Genomic DNA, 20,066 nt, shown 5'->3' with positions numbered 1-20,066 from the left:
ATGCAAGGAGGTCGAGCAGGTGCGCTGCCGTGTTCCCGATTGCAGTACGGCTAGTCGAACTGCCGATGATGAGAGTCAATCGCCCATGAGTCTCACATCGGGAAACCACATCTTGGGCGGTTCCGTGTACGGCAACGGCTCGCCGGGCTCGCACGCATCTTTCGACTTTGCGAAGGGTCCGTCTGGGCTCAGCAGTAGGTGCATGTGGGGGTCTGCGTGGTCGCGCCACCAGACGCTTGCGCCGGTCGCGGGGTCGAGTCGCAGGTGCTCCCAGGACCGCCACAGGCCCTCGAGGCGGGCGACTGCCTCCGGATAGCGCCACCAGTCCGCAGCCCACCGGTAGCGGGCGTTTCCGGGCCCGACAGGGCGCGTGTACATGTGGCGCAGGTACTCCCGAACGAACTCGTCGACGGAGCCGTAAACCAGCTCAGGGGTCGGCTCATCGACGTCGTCGCCGTCATCGCGGAAGTCATCGAGAAGGTCACTCATTGCGAGGCTCGCTTTCTTCAATAGCGGCAGCTCGAGCAGGATCCGTACCGGCGGGCGCGCTGTGAGCGGGATCATGAGCAGCGATCGACGCGCGCAACGCTGTCGCGTGCGGCCCGTTCATCCACGGGATCGTCTCGACGAGCGTGGCTGGGGCGCCAGAGGCGAACACGACAGCGCGGCCTCGCGGCAGTGCGCCGAGGTCGGCGACGTCGAGGGTGCGTTCGCGTTGCACTCCGTGAGAGGTCGACCGGGTGCCGCGGCCGACGCTGGTGGAGGTCGTGCGGCGGTCGTAGTCACCGATCATCTGCGAGAGCTCGTTGAGGAACTCGGGCTCCTTCACTCCCCCGCCGTAGACGGCCACGTTCGAGGCGCTCCAGAGCTTGCGCATCCCGTCGCGGCCCCACACCTGTACGCCCTGAGACCAGGACTGCAGAATCGTCATCAGGACGATTCCACGGGATCCGTAGTGGCTGTAAAGGTCGGGGAGGTCGTGCCAGCGGCACACGTTCGCGGCCTCGTCGAGAACACCGACCATGGGTACCTGCAGGCGCCCGCCCGGCTGCGTGGTCGCATAGTCCTCGGCCGCTTCGACGGTTGCGGCCGTGAGCGCGGTCACCAGCGGGCCGGCGGTGCCGCGGCCCTCCTTGGAGAGGCTGTAGAGCGTGTCGCTCCCGCGCACGAAAGCGTGCGGGTCGAACTGCGGCCGCGAGTCGGAGTTGCCCTGCGGTGTCACCCATTGCGCGATCGCGCGGACCTTGAGGCACGACGCCATCTGCGCGGCGGTGCCGTAGACACTGTCGCGACGGCGAGACTCGCCGTTGACCTGCCCGGAGACGGCATCCGCCATGTGTTCGTACCCGTGACGGCGGAGGATCCGCACCGGCTCATCATCACCGGGCGTGGTCGTCCAGGTGAAGGCGGTCGTGATCGGTAGTCCCTCGAGCGCTGCGGCGAGCAGGAAGCCGGCGAGGAGATCCTGACCGGCGTTGTCGAAGTAGGCATCCCCGCGGCTGTCGCCAGAGCGGGAGCCCGAGGCGAAGTGCGCGGCCAGTTTCGCGGCCTTCACGTCGTCGGTCACGTAGCTGAGCGGGTTCCACCACCAGGTGGGAGATCCGAGGGCGATGCTCTGCGGGTCGAAGGCCCACACCTGCCCCTTAGTGGCACGGAGCTCGCGAGTGGCGTCCAGGACGTCGCGCTTGTTCGACGTCGTCAGCACAGCACCGGGAGCATCAGCGATCGCCGGGATGACGTATGCGGTGGACTTACCGATTCGCGGGCCGGCAACCAGCGTGATCATGTCCTCGGGGGAGGCGTAGATGCGTTGCCTGCCGGCGACGGTGATGCCGATGAGGACACCGACCCAGTCGCGGACGCCGAGACGCTGCGCGGTCTGACGGGCGCCCGAGGCGGAGAGGGACTGCAGCTGCCGGCCCTTGCCCATGTGCGTCGCGGCGGCGTCAACAGACGACCGGCGCCCCCGTGCTCGAGCAGCCGCGACAGCGACGAGGATGCCCAGAGCGAGAACGGCGCCGCCGAGCACCGCCACGATCCAGGTGGCGGATGCCGGCCAGACGACCTTGCCGCGGAGCACGCCGAAGAACACCTCGAAGGGGTCCGAGGTCTGCCCCTCATTCACGCCGTCGAGCTGTGAGCCGAGCGCAACGGCGCCCCACACCACTCCCAGCACCAGAAAGACGGTCACCATCGCGATCAGCAGTGCGATCGTCGAGCCGTCGACGCCCTGGCCGCGCTTGTTGGTCGCACTCACGCGGCGCCCTCTTCCAGGTCATCGGGAACCTCTTGCACCGCGTGGGCGGCGTCGTCGAGGCCGATCATCGGGTTCGACTCGTCCGGTTCCGGGAACGCGGTCGTCGCGTGCCAGAGCTTGTTGGTGTCGTTGATCGAGCGCTCTGCCTCGACGAGCTCCACCTTGATCGGGATGCCGGGGTGACCGCCGACCTTGATGAGGAACTTCCCTCGCCCGGGAGGTTCCGAACCAGGCCCGGACTCCCACGTGCCGGGGTCCTGCCAGGACGTCAGAAGCTCTTGCTCCGCGTGAGACAGCGGTACCGCTGTCGTCAGCTGCGGCATCTCAGCCACCGGGAGCCCACCGCAGACCACCATCCCGGAGCGCTCGACGAAGCCGCGAGCCTTCATCCGGTCGTCCTCGCTAGGCAGGGCCAGAAGATCGCTCATGGTGTGCGAAATCATTGCGAGACCCACGCCGCGCTGACGGTTCAGGCGCGTGAGCGCGTCGACACGGTCGACCATGCCTCGCCCGGCCCGCAGGGCACGCCACAGCTCGTCGAGGATGACGAAGTAGTGGCGGCGCGGCTCGAGCCCAGCATCCGCGAGGGCGTTCGCGACGTTCACTGTGCCGAACCCTGCCGACCAGCAGGCGAGCAGGATCGCCGCCTGCATATCGGTGTCCGAATCGTCGATCGACGAGACGTCGTAGACGACAGGACGGTCACGCAGCATCGGAACGTCGGTGGCGTGGGCGAAGGTCTCACCGAGGCGACCGCCCGAGGTGAGACTGATCAGGGACGCCTCGAGGTTCTCGGTGATCGCCTTGTAGCGGCCGAGGTCACCACGATCGAGGGCCACGTCACGGACCTCCTGCGGTGCCTCCTGGATGACTCGCAGCAGGTCGCCGAGAACCGGTACGCCGTCGTGGTGCTCGTCGAGCACGCGGAGAGCACGGTCGATGATCGACTCTTCACGGTCGGTGGGCGGTTCCTTGCGGAGAATCGTCAGCAGCGCCGACACCATCGTGTGCCGGCGGCCGTGAGCGTCCGCGAGGACCTGCGCGCGCTCCTTCTCCTTGCCCGCTTCGCGGAGTCGTTCGGCAGCCTCGAATGCCTCGCCAGGGTCGAGGATGTTCAGGTGACCGCGACCGCGGCCGAGGGTGATGACCTGCCCGCCTAGAGCGCGGATCATGTCGACGTAGTCCGGCTTCAAGTCACCGAGCACCAAGGGCAGCGTCCCCAGGCCCGCGAGACCGGCCGCGGTGCGGCGCGTGTACGTCGACTTGCCGAGACCCGGCAGCCCGAGGACGAACATCGACGGGTTGTTGATGAGATCCGCGTCCTGGAACCAGGAAATGGGATCCGCGCACACCGTCGCGCCCGTGAACAGTTGCAATCCCATCGGCACACCGATCATCGGCGTGCCGCTCCCGACCGAGAACGGGTGCAGGCCGCACACCTGCACGGTCGTCCCGCGCCACTCGTCGACGGGGGCGACGACGCCCACCTCACCGCGGCCACGTCCCAGCCACCCTCGGGGGCCGGGACGCTTGACGGCCGGCTTCTTCTCCCTCTCCGTGCGGGTGCTCTTCGCGGCCGGAGTGAGCTCTTGCGGCTTGCGCTTCTGAGGCCGGCGGCGGCGCTGGTCGTCGAGTGCGGGCATTACAGCTGCTCCCTAACCTCGTTGGGTACCTGCAGATGCTTCGGCAGGACGAGACCGAGGGGCAGCGCCGCCGCGAAAGCGGAGTCCTGCGAGCCGTGCACCAGGCGCAGGCGGAGTCGCGCCGTAGCGGAGAGGTTGTCGATCGCGGCCTTTGCGTCGGCCTCCTGCGAGGCGTCGAGCACGGTGGCCGTGACGAGCATGCCGAACTGGATCAGCCCGGCTCCTGCGGCCTCCTCAGCGGCCGTCGCGACAGCCGCACGCGCACTGGTCAGATTGCGAGCGGTGGGCTTGTCAGAGCTGGCGAGGTTGAAGGGCGCCCCCTCCGCCCGCAACCGCGCTCGTCACAACGCGCGGCAGGCCGATCGCCATGTCGCCGAGCTTTCTGTCCAGGTCGATTCGTGTCATCGGTCCCCCTCACCCTCACCCTCACCCAGTACATGCCCACTGGGGCCCGATCCGTTGCATCCGATTTCGAGCAGGTCTGCACACGGCATCTCCCCTATGCTCGCGAGCATGAGCGAGACCACGACGCACCCGATGCCCGGTACCCGTCTGCGTGGGTACTCAGCCAGCGTGATCTTGGTCGCCGGCGTGTTCCTTGCCCCCGTCGCGCTCATGGTCGTCTTCAACAGCTGGAGCGCTCCGGAACCGTCCGACTATGTGCGGATGGCGTTCGCGCAGGTCGCCGGCGCGACGGTCGCGATCGGCACGGTCGTCGGCCTCGTGTTGCACCGCGTCGTCCGTCGGAGCCCGATCGGCGAGATCGCGTGGTTCTCCGCGATCGCCGTCGCAATCGTCGCGTTTCAAATCGGGGTCGTCGCGAACGCCGCGTCGTCCCTGCTGAGCAGACTCGGCGTCTAGCCCGTCAGTCGAGGAGGAGCGCGGGTTCCTCGAGGACGGATGCCACGTCGGCGATGAACCGGCTGATGCCGTCGCCGTCGATCACGCGGTGGTCGAACGAACCCGACACCGTCGTGACGTAGCGGGGACGCACCTCACCATCGACGACCCACGCCTTCTGACGGATCGTGCCCATCGCGATGATGCCCGACTCGCCCGGGTTGATGATCGGGGTACCGGCATCCATCCCGAAGACGCCGATGTTCGTGATCGTGAACGTGCCGCCCTGCTGGTCGGCGGGAGTCGTTTTTCCGTCGCGGGCGGTGACGGTGAGCTTCTCGAGCGCCTTCGCGAGGCCGCGCATATTCAGGTCCTGCGCGTCCTTGATGTTGGGGACGAGCAGGCCGCGCGGCGTCGCGGCGGCGATGCCGAGGTTCACGTAGTGCCGCACCCGGATCTCGGCGCCGCTCTCGGTCTCGACCCACGCCGCGTTGATCATCGGCGTGCGACGCAGCGCCCAGATGACCGCACGCGAGAAGATCAGCAGCGGAGAGATCTTCACGTCGGCGAAGTCGGGCGAGGCCTTCAGCCGCTTGACGAGCTCCATCGTGCGGGTCGCGTCGACATCGGTCCACACCGACACGTGCGGTGCGGTGTACGCGCTCGATGTCATCGCGTTCGCGGTCGCCTTGCGCACGCCCTTGACGGTGATGGCCTCTTCGCGAGCATCAGCCATGGGCGCAGCGGAGGGGACGGATGCCGCGGAGGCCGCCACCGGGATGGACAGCTCCCGCTCGGCCGGAACCTCGGGTGTCGCGATGTTGCGGAACACCGACGCCTGTTGCGCGTGGCGCACGACGTCGTCGCGGGTCACCTCGCCGGCTGCGCCCGACGGCGCGACGTCGGCGAGGTCGACGCCGAGGTCGCGGGCGAGCTTGCGGATCGGGGGCTTCGCGACGACACCGACAGCTTTCGTGACCGGCTTCTCCGCGGGCATGCGGCGACGGGACTTGACCTCGCCCCCCGTGCCGTAGCCGACGAGCACCGCGCCGGCGCCGTCGTCGGCAGGCTTCTCCGCCGCCTTCTCACCGTGCTCGGACTGGCCGATGTCACTGTCGGGCTCGCCCTCGCCACCGGCGATGGTGATGATCGCGGCACCGACCTCGACGGTCGCCCCCTCGGCGGCGAGAATGTCGCCGACCCGACCCGTGAACGGCGAGGGCAGTTCGACGAGCGACTTGGCCGTCTCGATCTCGACGAGCACGTCGTTGACGGCGACGTCGTCACCGGGCGCGACGCGCCACTGCACGATCTCGGCCTCGGTGAGGCCTTCGCCGACGTCCGGGAGGTGGAAGGTCTGCGTGCTCATCGGTGCACTCCAGTCAATCGGGGATCAGTAGGCGAGGGCGCGGTCGACGGCCTCGAGGATGCGGTCGGCATCGGGCAGGTACTGCCCTTCGAGCTTGGCGGGTGGGAACGGCACGTCGAAGCCCGACACACGAAGGACGGGCGCTTCGAGGGCGAAGAACGCACGCTCCATGACGGTTGCGGCGACCTCCGACCCCACCGAGACGTTGCCCGGGGCTTCCTGCGCGTAGACCATGCGCCCGGTGCGGCGGACCGACTCGATGATGGGCTCGTAGTCGATGGGGGCGAGCGAGCGGATGTCGATGACCTCGCACGACGTGCCCTCGCTCTCGGCGAGCGCCGCCGCCTGCAGCAGGGTCGTCACCATCGCACCGTGGCCCACGAGGGTGACGTCGGTACCGCGACGGACGACGCGGGAAGCGTGGAGCGGCAGTGCGCGCTCGGCGACGTCAACCTCGCCCTTCATCCAGTACTTCGCCTTCGGTTCGAAGAAGATCACCGGATCGGGCGAGGCGATCGCGTCCTGGATCATCCAGTACGCGTCGTTCGGCGTCGAGGGAGAGACGACCCGCAGTCCCGGGGTGTGCGCGAAGTACGCCTCGGGGCTTTCCTGGTGGTGCTCGACGGCACCGATGTGCCCGCCGTAGGGGATGCGGATGACGACGGGGAAGTTCGCCTTGCCCTCGTGCCGGTTCGTGAGCTTCGCGAGCTGCGTGGTGATCTGGTCGAACGCGGGGAAGACGAAGCCGTCGAACTGGATCTCGATGACGGGACGGAAACCGGCCATCGTGAGGCCGATCGCGGTGCCGACGATCCCCGACTCGGCGAGCGGGGTGTCGAGGACGCGCTGCGACCCGAACTCGGCGTGCAGGCCCTCGGTGACACGGAACACGCCGCCGAGCGGCCCGATGTCCTCGCCCATGAGCAGGACGTGGTCGTCGGCGGCCATCGCGGCGCGCAGGCCCGCGTTGAGCGCTTTCGCGAAGGGCAGGGTCTGGATGTCGCTCACGCGTCCCCCTCCTCGAACGAGGCCTCGTACTCGGCAAGCCAGCGCTGCTGCTCCTGCACGAGCGGGTGGACGTCGCCGTAGACGTGATCGAACATGACGGTGGTGGGGATGTCGCCCAGGGCGTTGGTACGCACGCGCACATCGTCGGCGTACGCGGCGGCCGCGGCATCCACGTCGTCGAAGAACGCCGCCGAGGCGCCTCGGCCCTCGAGGAACGCGCGCATCCGGGCGATCGGGTCGCGTTGCGCCCACGACTGCTCCTCGTCGGAGGTGCGGTACTTGGTGGGGTCATCGCTCGTCGTGTGCGCGCCCATACGGTAGGTGAGCGCCTCGATCGCCCGCGGTCCGCCACCCGCGCGCGCCTCGTCGAGGGCGAACTTGCTGACGGCGTAGCTGGCGAGGACGTCGTTGCCGTCGACGCGGACCGACGGGATGCCGTAGCCCTCGCCGCGCCGCACGAGCGGCACGCGCGACTGCGTGGTCACGGGCACGGAGATCGCCCAGTGGTTGTTCTGCAGGAAGAAGACCTGCGGGGTCTGGTAGCTCGCCGCGAACACCATCGCCTCGTGGACGTCGCCCTGGCTGGACGCGCCGTCGCCGTAGTAGACGATGACCGCCTCGTCTTTCTCGGGGTCGCCCGTTCCGGTGCGTCCGTCGAAGACGAGCCCCATGCCGAGGCCCGTGGCGTGCAGGGTCTGGGCGCCGAGGACGAGCGTGTAGATGTGGGTGTTCTGGTGCTCGGCGGGGTTCCAGCCCCCGTGCGTGAGTCCGCGCATGAGGCGGATGATGTCGATCGGGTCGACCCCGCGCGTGGTCGCGACGACGTGCTCGCGGTACGACGGGAAGACGTGATCGTGCGCCCGCGTGGCCCGCACCGAACCGACCTGGGCTGCTTCCTGCCCGAAGGACGGCGGCCAGAGCGCGAGCTGACCCTGTCGCTGCAGGTTCGTCGCCTGACGGTCGAAGGCGCGCACCACGACCATGTCGCGGTAGAACGTCTCGAGGTCGGAGTCGGGGAGCGCCTCGATGAGCGGGAGGTACCTCTCCGCCGTCGGGGATGGTGCGTACGATCCGTCTGCCGCGAGAACGCGGACCACGTCGGGAGCTTCGGCCGGAGCCTCGAAAGAGGGGGTCACCCTCCCACGCTAGCCCTCGGAGTATGACCGGTTCTGCATGAGGTCGACAACGGATGCCGCGAATCGCGGTGTCCGACCGATAAGCGACGCGCTTCAGCGCGGCTTCAGCGCGGACCGGCCAGACTGATCGCATGCGTGTACTGGTGGTCGACGACGAAGTGCGCCTCGCCGACGGTGTGCGGCGCGGTCTGGAGGCCGAGGGGTTCGCGGTCGACGTGGCCCACAACGGAGTCGACGGTCTGTGGCGGGCGCGGGAGAACCGGTACGACGCGATCGTGCTCGACCTGATGATGCCGGGGATGAGCGGGTGGAAGGTCTGCGAGGCGCTGCGTGCCGAGGAGAACTGGACGCCCGTCCTCATGCTGACCGCGAAGGACGGAGAGTGGGACCAGGTCGACGCCCTCGACAGCGGCGCCGACGACTACGTCACGAAGCCGTTCTCGTACCCGGTGCTGGTGGCGCGTCTGCGCGCGCTGATCCGTCGCGGTGGCGTGGAGCGGCCGGTCACCCTCGAGGCAGGCGACCTGCGCGTCGATCCCGGGTCGCGGAAGGTGTGGCGCGGCGAGATACCCGTGGAGCTGACCTCGCGGGAGTTTGCGGTTCTGGAGCACCTCATGCGGCACCGTGGTCAGGTGCTCTCCAAGCGCGACCTCATCTCGGGCGTCTGGAATGACGACTTCGACGGCGATCCGAACATCGTCGAGGTGTACGTCGGCCACCTGCGGCGGAAGCTGGACCGTCCGTTCGGTCGTCAGGCGATCGAAACGGTGCGCGGCGCCGGTTACCGGTTGGCGGCCGACGGTGGCTGAGCGGATGCCGCCGCGCTCGCCCGACCGCATCCCGCGTCGGCCGTGGCGGTCGCTCCGCGCACGGATCACCGTCGCGGCGACCCTCATCGTCGCAGCGGTCATGGTCGTCGGCTCGCTCGCCTTCTCCGCGCTGCTCGGAGCCGAGGTCCGCGACACGACCGCGCGCGCCGCCGAGGCGCGAGCGCAGGAGATCGCCCTGCGAGCCGATGAGTTCGGAACGAGCGCCGTCGGCGACCTCGATGACGACATCGCGCAGGTGGTGGACGGCTCGGGGCGTGTCCTCGTGGCCTCCGACGACGCGGAGGACGGCGCGCTCCCGGTCGACGCGGATGGCACGTTCTCCTCGTACCAGGGCGACCGGGTCCTCGTCGTGGTCCAGAGTCTCGACGACGACTCGTCCGGCCGGGGCGGATCGCGAGGGGATGACGATGACGACGATGAGGCAGAGGATGCCGCTGCGGATCTGCGGCTCGTCCTCGCTGTGCCGGTTGAGGACGACGACGCGACCCTCGCGACCGCCGCCCTGCTCCTGGCCGGATCCACCGTGCTCGTCGTGGTCGTCGTCGCCGGTGTCACCTGGTGGGTCGTCGGCCGCGCGCTGCGCCCCGTGAACCGGATCCGTCGCGAGGTCGACGACATCTCGGCGGACAGACTCGACCGGCGCGTCGCGGAACCGGCATCCGGTGACGAGATCGCCGCACTCGCGGCGACCATGAACCGCATGCTCGATCGCCTCGACGCGTCGGCCACCGCGCAACGTCGATTCGTCTCGGATGCCTCGCACGAGCTGCGCTCGCCGCTCGCGACCATGCGGCAGCATGCCGAGCTCGCCCGAGTGCACCCCGACGCGACGACCCTCGATGACCTCGCCGGTGTCGTCACCGAGGAGGGGCTGCGCATGCAGGACCTCGTCGACGGACTCCTCGTCCTCACCCGCATCGACGAGCATGCACCGCAGCGGCGCGACGCCGTCGACCTCGACGACCTCGCCCTCACCGAGGTGTCGCGCCTGCGGGCGGCGGGCGTCACGGTCGACGGGTCGGGCATCGCCCCCGCGCGCGTTTCCGGGGATGCGCATCTGCTGGGCCGCGTCGTGCGGAACCTCGCCGACAACGCCGCCCGCCACGCGACCTCGAAGGTCGCGATCGGCGTGCGGGTCACCGCCGGGCGGGCCGTGCTCACGGTCGACGACGACGGCAGCGGCATCCCGTCGTCCGAGCGAGCGCGGGTGTTCGAACGGTTCGTGCGCCTCGACGAGGGTCGGGCGCGGGATGCCGGTGGCTCGGGCCTCGGACTCGCGATCGTCGCGGCGGTGGTGACCGCCGCGGGGGGCACGGTCACGGTGACCGATGCGCCCCTCGGCGGGGCGAGGTTCGTCGTGTCGCTGCCGGCTTCCTGAGGCCGCCCGCCCCTCGCGTTCCCGAATGGCATCAGGGACAAGCCACTGGACGTAGCTCCCATCTGCCTGCGCCTCCCGCAGAAGGGAACGTTTGAACTCGTCCGCGTCGATCACGAGGTACTTGCCTCGGTGCTCCCCGAGCACATGCTCGAGGACGGTGCTCTTGCCGGCACCCGGCGGGCCGGCGAGTCCGATCGCGCGCCGCTGCTGCTCGACGTCAGGGGTGGCGTCCCGAGCCTCCTCGAGCAGACGCCTGGCGCGATGATCGAGGACGCGGAAAGCCTCGCGGACGAGACAGTCGTCCGAGCGCTGATCGCGTTCCGCGACAAGGTACTCATCCCTGGGAGATGGGATCCAGCTAAGGGGGCCTCCCTGCGAACGTTTCTCGTGGGGCAGTGCCTGTTCCAGTTCAGCAACGTCTACAAGCGGTGGCTGCGCGAAGAGATCCGGTCCTACGTTGAGCCCGAAGCACCGCCCGCCACGTTGGACTGGTTAGACGATTTCGAAGACGACCCTTCGGCGCCAACGATGCCGGATGCGGGGGAAGCAGCACAGGTCAAGGATGAGCTGCGGAGGGCTTTCGGGAAGATCACTGATGGGTGGGTCCGGTCGGCGTTCTACCTTCACGCGGTGCACGGCTACACCCACGCCGAGATCGGTGAGAAGTTGAGCATGACGGCGAAAGCGGTGGAGTCTGCGATGGCGCGGGCTCGTCAGCAGCTACGAGAGAGCAAGGAGTCAGCATGAGCGATCAGTTCAGAGCCAAGATCGAACGTTCCTCGTTTGGGACGCAGAGCGCCAAAGCCGCCCGGCGATCGGTGCCATCGACCAAGGCTCGGTCGCTGGTCGCCCGGTCCATGAAGGGATCAACCGCAGGAAAGTTCCGATCCGGCGGGGGGAAGTGAGCTCCGGCGGATGTATACCGAGATGTCGGGACCACAACTGAAAAGAGCCGCCCCGCTGCAACGGGACGGCTCACAAGCCCTGAGAAGTCAGGTCTCATCCAGAGCACTGACTGTACCGGAGTCAGCAGCCGCGAACCAGCGGCATTCCTCCTCACTGCGCCTGACACCGGAAGAAGGATTTCTCATGGGAACCGTTCACCGCTCCGCCACGACCGGCCGTTTCGTGTCGAAGGCAACCACCGCCCGCTGGCCCGGTAAGACCACCACCGAGCCTGTGGGCTCCGGCACCAGCAACTCGACCACGGTGCACCGTTCGGCCTCGTCCGGCCGGTTCGTGACCGAGTCGACTGCCAAGCGCAACCCGGATGGAACGATCAGCCAGCGCGTCTGATCCCCACTCGGAGGCACGCACGCTCAGGCGTGCGGGCCTCCGTCATGCGCGGGGTGCCGCCACCTCAGACGAGCTCGCTCACGAGCTGCTCGATACGCGTGCGGATGTCATCGCGGATCGGACGCACCGCGTCAATGCCCTGCCCGGCGGGATCGTCGAGCTTCCAGTCCTCGTAACGCTTGCCCGGGAAGAAGGGACACGCGTCTCCGCAGCCCATGGTGATGACGACGTCGGAGGCCCGCACGGCCTCGGTCGTGAGGACCTTGGGCTGTTCAGCGGTGATGTCGATGCCGAGCTCCGCCATCGCCTCGACCGCGGTGGGGTTGATCTGGTCGGCGGGCATTGACCCGGCGGAGCGGACCTCGATGCGGTCGCCGGCGATGTCGCGGAGGAATCCCGCGGCCATCTGTGAGCGGCCGGCGTTGTGGACGCAAACGAAGAGGACGGAGGGCTTGGTGTCGGTCATGAGGGCTCCGGTCAGCGGGTGGGGGTGAGTGTGGCAAGCAGGACGTCGACGCGGCGGGCAATGTCGTCGCGGATCGCGGCGACGCCTTCCGCGGAGGCGAGGGCTGGGTCACCGACGGTCCAGTCCTCGTAACGGACGCCGGGGATGATGGGGCAGACGTCGCCGCAACCCATGGTGATGACGACGTCAGCTGCGCGCACTGCGTCATCGGTCAAAGGTTTCGGGAACCTCGGTTCGTCGTCGCCTAAGGTCAGCTCGTCGATGAGGGGCTGCACATGGGGGTGGATCTCAGCGGCCGGGGTCGATCCAGCCGAGCGCGCCACAACGGCGCCGCCCGAGCGCTGATTCAGCAGCGCCGCGGCGAGCTGCGACCTACCTGCGTTCGCGACACAGACAAACAGCACCTGCGGCTGTCCCTGCGTGCGGTCACGGGTGATGTCGGTGAGTCGTTGGCGCGCGAAACGTTCGGTGAGGGACAACAGGTGGTTCTTCACCCGAGCGCTCTTGGCCAAGGCCGTGTACGACTCTCGCACGATCGTTGCCACCAGGCTGCCGTCGAGCTGCGGGTAGTCCTGACTGAGCGCTTCTGCAAGGCGGGTGAGAGCGTCGTCGACGTTCTCGAGTCCCGCATGCTCAGCGCGGACGGGGGCGACGGCTGCGGGCGCGAACGAGTCGAGCAGTGTCGTCACCGCCGGGCGAAGGGCCGGGGCGATCCGGTACCAGACCCACGTGCCGCGTCGCTCAGAGGTGAGCACCCCGGTGTCGCGGAGCACCTTCAGGTGGTGCGACACCGTGGGCTGGGACACGTCGGCCAGTTCCGCGAGGTCGCATACGCACGATTCTCCGCGCGCGTCCGTCGCGATCGCGGACAGCATCCGCAACCGCAGCGGATCGGACAGCGCCTTCAGTGTCGTCGCGATCGCGGCGGCCGCGTCGTCCCCGATCGCGTGCGTTGGGGACGGGGCGCAGGTGTCTTCTGTGGTGGTGGCGCTCATCATCGAGTCCTTTCCAGGGCAGGTTCGGAGATCGCGTAAGGGTCGGTGTGGAACCATGCCCGCGCGGCCCACAGTGAGACGTAAACCAGGCCGACCAGCACGGGTACTTCGATCAAGGGTCCGACGACACCGGCGAGGGCCTGCCCGGAGGTGGCCCCGAAGGTGCCGATCGCGACGGCGATGGCGAGTTCGAAGTTGTTGCCCGCCGCGGTGAATGCAAGCGTCGACGAGCGAGCGTAGCCCAGGCCGAGGGTCTTTCCGGTGATGAGGCCGGCGAACCACATGACGGCGAAGTACACCAGCAGAGGAACCGCGATCCGCACGACGTCGAGCGGCCGGGAGGTGACCTGTTCCCCCTGGAGGGCGAACAGCAGCACGATCGTGAACAGCAGCCCGTAGAGCGCCCACGGTCCGATTCTGGGCAGGAATGAGCCCTCGTACCAGGCGCGGCCCTTGCGGCGTTCCCCGATGAGACGGGACGCGAACCCGGCGGCCAGTGGCACGCCGAGGAAGATGAGCACGTTGAGTGCGATCTGCCACACGGACACGTCCAGGCCTTGGCTGTCGAGGCCGAGCCAACCGGGGAGAACGGTGAGGTAGAACCAGCCGAGGATCGAGAACGCGATGACCTGGAACACCGAGTTGATCGCAACAAGCACGGCGGCCGCTTCCCGGTCACCGCACGCGAGGTCGTTCCAGATCACGACCATGGCGATGCAGCGTGCCAGGCCGACGATGATCAGTCCCGTCCGATACTCGGGCAGGTCCGGCAGAAACACCCACGCCAGGGCGAACATCAAGGCAGGGCCCGCGATCCAGTTCAGCGCCAGCGACGAAACCAGCAGCTTCTTGTCGCCGGTCACGGCGGCGACCTTGTCGTAGCGAACCTTCGCCAGCACCGGGTACATCATGATCAGCAGCCCGAGCGCGATCGGAACAGAGATCCCACCAACCTCAAGGTGTGACAGCAGTTCGGACAGCCCCGGGACGAACCGGCCCAGGAGGATGCCGCCGGCCATCGCCAAGCCGATCCACAGCGGCAGCCACCGGTCGAGGGTCGAGAGGCGGCGGGTAGCGGGTGCTGCGTTGCTCACGCGAAAGCCTCCGCCAGGGCGGGAACATCGAGGGCGGCGAGGTAGTGCTGCGCGTCCTGTGCTGCGGCGCATCCGGTCCCGGCAGCGGTGATCGCCTGCCGGTAGGTGTGGTCGACGAGGTCGCCGGCGGCGAACACCCCGGTGAGCGAGGTGCGCGTGGACGGGTGCTCCACCAGCACGTAACCATCGGCATCGGTGGCGACCTGGCCGGTGACGAGTTCGGAGCGAGGGTCGTGACCGATAGCAACGAACACACCCGACACGGGGAGGTCACGCTCAGCACCGGAGACGGTGTCCCGCAGGCGAACGCCGCGCACCTTCTCTTCCCCCTGCAACGCCGTGATCTCGCTGCTCCACGCGACGTCGATCTTCGGGTGCTCAAGCACCCGTTGCGCCATGATCTTCGACGCCCGGAACGAGTCCCGGCGGTGAACAACGGTCACCTTCCGCGCGAACCGCGTCAGGAACAGGGCCTCCTCCATGGCCGAATCACCGCCGCCGACCACGACGATGTCCTGGTCCCGGAAGAAGAAACCATCGCACGTCGCACACCACGACACGCCATGACCCGACAAGCGCTCCTCGTCGGGAAGCCCCAGCTTCCGGTACGCCGAGCCCATGGTGAGGATCACCGCGCGAGCATGGAAAGTCTGCCCGGCGCCCGTCTCGATGACTTTCGTGTCGGATTCGAGATCAACGCGGATCGCGTCGTCGAGGAGGATGCGGGCGCCGAAGCGTTCGGCCTGTCGGCGCATCGTGTCCATCAGATCAGGGCCCTGGATGCCATCGACGAATCCGGGGAAGTTCTCCACCTCCGTAGTCGTCATAAGCGCACCGCCCGCGGTGACAGAACCCGCGATGACAACGGGGGCGAGCCCGGCCCGCGCCGCGTACACCGCCGCCGTGTAGCCCGAAGGGCCCGACCCGACGATGACCAGCTCAACCTCTTGAATCGACATGTGTCTATATTGACAGATGCCTATGCAAGGCGCAATCCTGATTATCGACACCCGCAACGTACCGAGGAGAGCCGCGTGAAACCGACCGTCCTGTTCATCTGTCAGCACAATGCCGGCCGCTCTCAGCTCGGCGCCGCTCTCCTCGAGCACCTTGCAGGGGACCGCTTCACCGCAGCCTCCGCCGGTCTCGCCCCGGCCGAGACGGTAAACCCTTCCATCGCTGCGACCGTTGCCGAGCTGGGAATGGACATCACGGGGCGCGTGCCCCGCGCGGTGACGCCTGCTGATCTGGAGGCTGCCGATGTCGTGGTTCTCATGAAGCCCGGGCTGGCGTTACCCAGCGCTCCGCGCGGGGAGGTCCTGGAATGGTCCTTCCCCAACCCCGAGTCCTGGGATGCCGACGCTGTCCGCCCGCTGCGCGAAGCAATGTCCGACAAGATCCAGGCGACTCTCCTCACCCGTTGAGCTGGTGATGAGGGGGCAGGCCGCAGGTCTCCCCCCTCATCGTTTTTAAGCGGGCGCCGGCGCCCGTCCGATCTGCAATACAGGAGGCGCGCAGCACGCCCCGCCGAGCGACGCCCCGGATGCATCAAACAGCCCTGCGCCGCCGCAGACACCGGTATCCGGGAGGACGAGCTCGACGCGGCGGGCGGCTTCGCGGTCGCCCGCAATTTCAGCTGCAACGCTGCGGACTTGCTCGTATCCGGTGAGCGCGAGGAATGTCGGCGCACGGCCGTAGGACTTCGCCCCGACGAGGTAGAAGCCAGGTTCGGGCTGCGCGAGGTCGGCGGCGCCGGTCGCGGCGACGGACCCGCAGGAGTGGACGTTCGGATCGACCTCCGCGGCGATCCGAACCGGCGCCTGCAACGTCGGGTCCAGCTCCAACCGCAGCTCGGAGAGGAACGACAGGTCGGGGCGGAAGCCAGTGAGCACCACCACCCGATCGGCTGTGAGAGTGCGACCGTCCTCCGCGACCAGGACGGGGCGCTCACGGTCACGGGTCACGCGTTCGACCCGGAACCCGGTGAGGAGGGATACCAGGCCGGCGTCGACGTGCTCTTTCGCTTTGATCCCCAGCGCGCCGCGTGCGGGCAGCTCGTCAGCGTCGCCCCCACCGAAGGTGTTCCCGGCGGTGGCTCGGCGTAGCGCCCAGGTCACCGTCGTCGACGGGTCCCGGCGAGCCATGCGGGCAAGGGCCAGCACGGCCGTCACGGCCGAGTGCCCCGAACCGATGACAACGGTGTGCTTGCCGGCGAAACCAGCACGGTCACGAAAGTCGGGGATGCGGTACGAGAGCAGGTCCGCGGATGCCGCCTCACCGATGGCGGGGAGCCCGTCAGCCCCCGCGGGGTTGGGGGTCGACCAGGTGCCGGATGCGTCAATCACAGCTCGGGCTTGCAGCCGGTACTCCTCCCCTTGGGCGGGCGAGACGTGAACGGTAAACGGCTGATCCCCGCGGCCAGCATCAACAAGGCGGTCCCGTCCGAGCCGCGAAACTCCCGTCACCCGGGCACCGAAGTGGACGCGATCACCCAGGGCAGCAGCCAGGGGCGCGAGGTATTTCTCGATCCACTGCGCCCCAGTGGGGTACCCCGTCGTCGGAGCCTGCCACCCCGAGCCGTCGAGGAGACGAGCGCCCGCCGCATCAATCAGCTCAGGCCACTCGGAGAACAGCCGCACGTGCCCCCATTCCGCAACCGCAGCCGCGGGAGAACTGCCAGCCTCAAGCACCACAACGGGCACACTTCGCTCGACCAAATGCGCGGCCGCGGCAAGACCCTGGGGGCCCGCGCCGATCACAGCCACCGGCAAGACGTCTTCCACAGCAACCTCACTCATTCATTGACGAACATCGATGGGTAGAGCATCATCGATACATCGGTGACTGTCAATACGACGTGAGAGGATCGCAGTATGACTGCACAGTTCCCGCTCCTTGCTCCCGCGGAAAGCGAAACATGCTGCGCTCCTGTGACCGGGGCGGTCATATCGCTGGAAGACGCTGAGCGCACCGCCCGGACGTTCAAAGCACTCGGCGACCCTACGCGCGTACGCCTGCTGTCCTTGATCGCCGCATCCGCTGACGGGGAGGCGTGCATCTGCGATCTCACCGAGCCCGTCCGCCTATCGCAGCCGACCGTGTCACACCACATGAAGCAGCTCGTCGACGCCGGTCTCGTTACCCGCGAGCAGCGCGGCCGATGGGCCTACTACCGCGTCATCACCCGCGCTCTCGACGCCGCATCCCGCGCCCTCCGCGCATGAGCGACATCGCCGTACGGGCCCTGACTGAGAGCGACTGGCCCGAGGTCGAAACGATCTACCGCGAAGGCATCGCCGCCGGAAACGCGACGTTCGAAAGCGGGCCCCCATCCTGGGCCGACTTCGACCAAAGAAAGCTCCAGGATGGCCGACTCGTCGCCACCAATCCCGCCGGCTCAGTCCTCGGCTGGGTTGCCGCATCCCGCGTCTCTGCACGCGAGGTCTACCGCGGAGTCGTAGAACACTCCGTCTATGTTGCCGATCGCGCCCACGGGCGCGGCGTCGGCACAGCACTTCTCACCTCCTTCCTGCGCGCAGCTGACACCGCTGACATCTGGACGGTACAAGCAAGCATCTTCCCCGAGAACACCGCCAGCCTGGCCCTTCACGAGCGTGCCGGCTTCCGCCGCATCGGCCACCGCGAACGCATCGCGTACATGACCCACGGCCCCTGGGCAGGCAACTGGCGCGACACGATACTCATCGAGCGCCGCCGCCCCTGAGGCACGTCAAAACCCCCCGCCGAAACCGTTTGTCCCGAAACCGGGTTTCGATACGGCCCTGAGTTTCGGCAGGCTTCCGCGGCGCACGAATCGACCGTCCCAGAAACGATCGTGTTCGGCAGGGGTCAGGTGGCGATGCCGGCATCCGTCAGGATGCGCGCTACCCAAGGTTGTGTGTCGAGTCCGGATACCTCGTCGGGCGTGAACCAGGCCACTTCACGCAGCTCATCTTCTTCGATGGTCAACGCCTCTGACACGAGCTGACATGCGTACGCAGTCGTCACGTACGCACAGCGATCACCGTTCGGGTAGGTGATAAACATGCCTTCGCCTCCGTACGCCCCGACGATCTGCGAAACCTCTGCCTCGACACCGAGTTCTTCACGGATCTCTCGGAGGATCGCGGCGGCCGGCTCTTCACCAGGCTCCAAGCCCCCGCCGATGAGAGCCCACTCATCGTCACCGTACGACCGCGCGAGCAGAACCTCCCCGACGTCATTGCGGATCACTGCTGACACCGCGGGGAGAAGGAGTAGGTCGTTACCGACACGCTCGCGCAGCGACTTTAGGTAGGGCGAGATTGGCATGTGCTCCAGCGTACGATCCTGCCGGGACGGGTGCCGCAGCTTGGTCTCGCCCGGTTCGCTTGACTGGCGTTAACGGCAGGCTCAACACCCTCGCGGCGCCGATCTGCCGAAAACGATCGTTTTCGGCAGACGGCCCGAACTCGCTGGGAGGCACGTACGGCTGCGGGAGTTTTGCGGGACACTGCTCTGAATGAGAGTCACCCCCACCAACTACAACGTCCGACCGTTCACTCCCGACGACGAGGACGGGTGGGTCCGGTGTCGCACGCTGGCTTTTCTGACGACTCAGTACTACGACGATGTCAAGCCTCGCCGCCGCAAGCTCGATGCACCATCCATCGGTCTTGTCGCCACCGATGCGCTCGGCCAGGTCTTCGGCGTCCTCGATATCGAGGTCGACGGGACGGAAGCAACGGAAGGTCTTGGACGTGCCGAACGATCTCACGGCGCACACGCAGCGGGATCTCCCTTACGCGGAATGGTTTGCGCAGCTGACCCACAAATGCAAATGTGGTGGTCTCCCGAGCGGGGGCCACCACATTTGTTTCACTTTCCGTAGATCGCCCGCATTCCTTCTTGGTCATCGGGGCCAGCTGCCGGTCGCTGGGGCTCTACCGCAGCTTGGTGCGTCTTCCGATTGCCAGCGCTACACCAGCCACTGCGATCAGACCACCAATGATGAGTCTGGCGACTCGTTGTGGATCGTCGGGGAGCATGGACGACACGCAGGTGGTGGCGCATTCCACCCCCTGCCCGATGAATGCGCTCGCGGCGAGAAGCACTCCCCCGACCACCAACGCAATCCACACGAATCGGTTCATGATCACAGCTGATCAGATTGGACCTCGATGGGCAACTGCTCCCCCTCTTCGGGATCGACCTGGATGAAGGTCAAGGAGCCAAGCTCCGTCGCATCGTCAGTCCGCGTGTTCGGGCGGCCAGACGACCGCGAACCGCTCGAAGACGATCTCGTCCTCCTCCGACCACGCTGCTCCGCGCGCGGCGGCGACGCGCGTCCAGTAGCGACGATGCTCGCGCTGCCAGCTCTCCAGACTGAGGTCGTCCTCGCCCTCGTCAGCGGCGAACTCGGCGTCGACGGAGTCGAAAGCGCCGACGCGCAGCTCGACGCTGCGGATCACGATGCGGGGTTCGCCGGTGCTGTCACACGCGATCCAATGCGAACCGATGCGCGGCACGGCGTCTCCCCGAGCGATGAAGTCGTCCACCAGTTCGGAGGTCGCTCGCTTGCGCCCGGAAAGCACGATCTCGAGCAGCTCGTCCGCAAGGCGCGCCGAGTCTCCGAAGTGTTCGACGGTGTAGTCGGGTCCCGCCGCGACCGCGCGCGGGCGCGCCGCGCGGTACGCCTCCCACATGCGGTCGGCAGCGGGACGGTCGAGCGGCAGAGCTGCGGAGGAGATGTTCGCGGGCATTCTTCGATCCTCG

Annotated in this window: 22 protein-coding genes and 1 pseudogene; 8 read left to right on the top strand and 15 right to left on the bottom strand. The window is 67.8% G+C overall.

Annotated elements, in window-relative coordinates:
- Window positions 1–75: 75 nt before the first annotated feature.
- The 4 genes from BKA24_RS02645 to BKA24_RS02630 are packed head-to-tail and all read right to left on the bottom strand — an operon-like array spanning window position 76 to window position 4,232.
- On the bottom strand, window positions 76–489 hold the full coding sequence (locus BKA24_RS02645; RefSeq protein ID WP_184214793.1) for a DUF4913 domain-containing protein: 414 nt from the start codon (window positions 487–489) through the stop codon (window positions 76–78).
- Window positions 482–2,257: a type IV secretory system conjugative DNA transfer family protein gene (locus BKA24_RS02640; RefSeq protein WP_343065880.1), complete on the bottom strand. Its 1,776-nt coding sequence runs from the start codon at window positions 2,255–2,257 to the stop codon at window positions 482–484. Before BKA24_RS02640 ends, BKA24_RS02645 begins: the two co-directional genes overlap by 8 nt.
- Window positions 2,254–3,900 carry an ATP/GTP-binding protein gene (locus tag BKA24_RS02635; RefSeq protein ID WP_221417267.1) on the bottom strand — a complete coding sequence of 549 codons (1,647 nt, stop codon included), beginning with the start codon at window positions 3,898–3,900 and terminating at the stop codon, window positions 2,254–2,256. Before BKA24_RS02635 ends, BKA24_RS02640 begins: the two co-directional genes overlap by 4 nt.
- A complete protein-coding gene (locus tag BKA24_RS02630) occupies window positions 3,900–4,232 on the bottom strand; it encodes an SCO6880 family protein (RefSeq protein WP_184214791.1) in 333 nt (110 codons plus the stop codon). The genes BKA24_RS02635 and BKA24_RS02630 overlap by 1 nt, the downstream gene beginning before the upstream one ends.
- Window positions 4,233–4,413: 181 nt before the next feature.
- Here BKA24_RS02630 and BKA24_RS02625 point away from each other — a divergent pair, with 181 nt between their 5' ends.
- Entirely contained in the window at window positions 4,414–4,761 is a 348-nt protein-coding gene (locus BKA24_RS02625) for a hypothetical protein (RefSeq protein ID WP_184214789.1), read from the top strand.
- Between the two features lie 4 nt (window positions 4,762–4,765).
- On the opposite strand, the gene BKA24_RS02620 is transcribed toward BKA24_RS02625, so the two are convergent.
- Genes BKA24_RS02620 through BKA24_RS02610 form a run of 3 tightly spaced genes read right to left on the bottom strand, consistent with a single transcriptional unit; the run spans window position 4,766 to window position 8,253 of the window.
- Window positions 4,766–6,109, bottom strand: coding sequence for a dihydrolipoamide acetyltransferase family protein (locus BKA24_RS02620; RefSeq protein ID WP_184214787.1), 1,344 nt, complete (start codon window positions 6,107–6,109; stop codon window positions 4,766–4,768).
- A gap of 24 nt (window positions 6,110–6,133) precedes the next feature.
- Window positions 6,134–7,117, bottom strand: coding sequence for a transketolase C-terminal domain-containing protein (locus tag BKA24_RS02615; RefSeq protein WP_184214785.1), 984 nt, complete (start codon window positions 7,115–7,117; stop codon window positions 6,134–6,136).
- The gene (locus BKA24_RS02610; RefSeq protein WP_184214782.1) at window positions 7,114–8,253 is read right to left on the bottom strand and encodes a thiamine pyrophosphate-dependent enzyme; all 1,140 of its coding nucleotides are present in this window, start codon (window positions 8,251–8,253) and stop codon (window positions 7,114–7,116) included. The genes BKA24_RS02615 and BKA24_RS02610 overlap by 4 nt, the downstream gene beginning before the upstream one ends.
- A 131-nt stretch (window positions 8,254–8,384) precedes the next feature.
- Here BKA24_RS02610 and BKA24_RS02605 point away from each other — a divergent pair, with 131 nt between their 5' ends.
- Entirely contained in the window at window positions 8,385–9,062 is a 678-nt protein-coding gene (locus tag BKA24_RS02605; RefSeq protein ID WP_184214780.1) for a response regulator transcription factor, read from the top strand.
- Window positions 9,055–10,461 (top strand): sensor histidine kinase, encoded by a 1,407-nt coding sequence (locus tag BKA24_RS02600; protein WP_343065878.1) that lies wholly within the window; start codon window positions 9,055–9,057, stop codon window positions 10,459–10,461. Before BKA24_RS02605 ends, BKA24_RS02600 begins: the two co-directional genes overlap by 8 nt.
- Window positions 10,462–10,605: 144 nt before the next feature.
- On the opposite strand, the pseudogene BKA24_RS15860 reads toward BKA24_RS02600, so the two are convergent.
- A pseudogene (locus tag BKA24_RS15860) lies at window positions 10,606–10,656 on the bottom strand (hypothetical protein); the annotation flags it as partial.
- A gap of 66 nt (window positions 10,657–10,722) precedes the next feature.
- Here BKA24_RS15860 and BKA24_RS15855 point away from each other — a divergent pair.
- Both BKA24_RS15855 and BKA24_RS02590 read left to right on the top strand, forming a co-directional pair.
- Window positions 10,723–11,208 (top strand): RNA polymerase sigma factor, encoded by a 486-nt coding sequence (locus BKA24_RS15855; protein ID WP_343066147.1) that lies wholly within the window; start codon window positions 10,723–10,725, stop codon window positions 11,206–11,208.
- Window positions 11,209–11,550: 342 nt separating this feature from the next.
- A complete protein-coding gene (locus BKA24_RS02590) occupies window positions 11,551–11,757 on the top strand; it encodes an ABC transporter ATP-binding protein (protein ID WP_184214778.1) in 207 nt (68 codons plus the stop codon).
- 64 nt (window positions 11,758–11,821) lie between these two features.
- On the opposite strand, the gene BKA24_RS02585 is transcribed toward BKA24_RS02590, so the two are convergent.
- The 4 genes from BKA24_RS02585 to trxB are packed head-to-tail and all read right to left on the bottom strand — an operon-like array spanning window position 11,822 to window position 15,271.
- Window positions 11,822–12,223, bottom strand: a complete 402-nt coding sequence (locus BKA24_RS02585) for an arsenate reductase ArsC (protein WP_184214776.1) — start codon at window positions 12,221–12,223, stop codon at window positions 11,822–11,824.
- An 11-nt stretch (window positions 12,224–12,234) separates the two neighbouring features.
- Window positions 12,235–13,221, bottom strand: a complete 987-nt coding sequence (locus BKA24_RS02580) for a metalloregulator ArsR/SmtB family transcription factor (protein ID WP_425488703.1) — start codon at window positions 13,219–13,221, stop codon at window positions 12,235–12,237.
- Window positions 13,218–14,312, bottom strand: coding sequence for an ACR3 family arsenite efflux transporter (gene arsB, locus BKA24_RS02575; protein ID WP_343065875.1), 1,095 nt, complete (start codon window positions 14,310–14,312; stop codon window positions 13,218–13,220). The genes BKA24_RS02580 and arsB overlap by 4 nt, the downstream gene beginning before the upstream one ends.
- Window positions 14,309–15,271, bottom strand: a complete 963-nt coding sequence (gene trxB / locus BKA24_RS02570) for a thioredoxin-disulfide reductase (protein ID WP_184214769.1) — start codon at window positions 15,269–15,271, stop codon at window positions 14,309–14,311. The genes arsB and trxB overlap by 4 nt, the downstream gene beginning before the upstream one ends.
- Window positions 15,272–15,346: 75 nt before the next feature.
- On the opposite strand from trxB, the gene BKA24_RS02565 reads away from it, so the two are divergent.
- Complete coding sequence (locus tag BKA24_RS02565) at window positions 15,347–15,736, top strand: arsenate reductase/protein-tyrosine-phosphatase family protein (protein ID WP_184214766.1); 390 nt, start codon at window positions 15,347–15,349, stop codon at window positions 15,734–15,736.
- A 45-nt stretch (window positions 15,737–15,781) separates the two neighbouring features.
- On the opposite strand, the gene BKA24_RS02560 is transcribed toward BKA24_RS02565, so the two are convergent.
- Window positions 15,782–17,095 carry an FAD-dependent oxidoreductase gene (locus BKA24_RS02560; RefSeq protein WP_184220317.1) on the bottom strand — a complete coding sequence of 438 codons (1,314 nt, stop codon included), beginning with the start codon at window positions 17,093–17,095 and terminating at the stop codon, window positions 15,782–15,784.
- Between the two features lie 90 nt (window positions 17,096–17,185).
- Here BKA24_RS02560 and BKA24_RS02555 point away from each other — a divergent pair, with 90 nt between their 5' ends.
- Complete coding sequence (locus BKA24_RS02555) at window positions 17,186–17,536, top strand: ArsR/SmtB family transcription factor (protein ID WP_184214764.1); 351 nt, start codon at window positions 17,186–17,188, stop codon at window positions 17,534–17,536.
- Entirely contained in the window at window positions 17,533–18,036 is a 504-nt protein-coding gene (locus tag BKA24_RS02550) for a GNAT family N-acetyltransferase (protein WP_184214762.1), read from the top strand. The genes BKA24_RS02555 and BKA24_RS02550 overlap by 4 nt, the downstream gene beginning before the upstream one ends.
- A 125-nt stretch (window positions 18,037–18,161) precedes the next feature.
- Here the strand turns inward: BKA24_RS02550 and BKA24_RS02545 are convergent, their stop codons facing one another.
- Together BKA24_RS02545 and BKA24_RS02540 are read right to left on the bottom strand one after the other, a co-directional pair.
- Window positions 18,162–18,623: an NUDIX domain-containing protein gene (locus BKA24_RS02545; RefSeq protein WP_184214760.1), complete on the bottom strand. Its 462-nt coding sequence runs from the start codon at window positions 18,621–18,623 to the stop codon at window positions 18,162–18,164.
- Between the two features lie 917 nt (window positions 18,624–19,540).
- Window positions 19,541–20,053, bottom strand: a complete 513-nt coding sequence (locus BKA24_RS02540; protein ID WP_184214758.1) for an ASCH domain-containing protein — start codon at window positions 20,051–20,053, stop codon at window positions 19,541–19,543.
- Window positions 20,054–20,066: the final 13 nt, after the last annotated feature.

Origin of the sequence: Microbacterium marinum, assembly GCF_014204835.1 — a bacterium.
GTDB classification, from domain to species: domain Bacteria; phylum Actinomycetota; class Actinomycetes; order Actinomycetales; family Microbacteriaceae; genus Microbacterium; species Microbacterium marinum.
The sequence above is the reverse complement of the archived record's forward strand: the minus strand, read 5'-3'. Positions and strand labels throughout refer to the sequence as shown.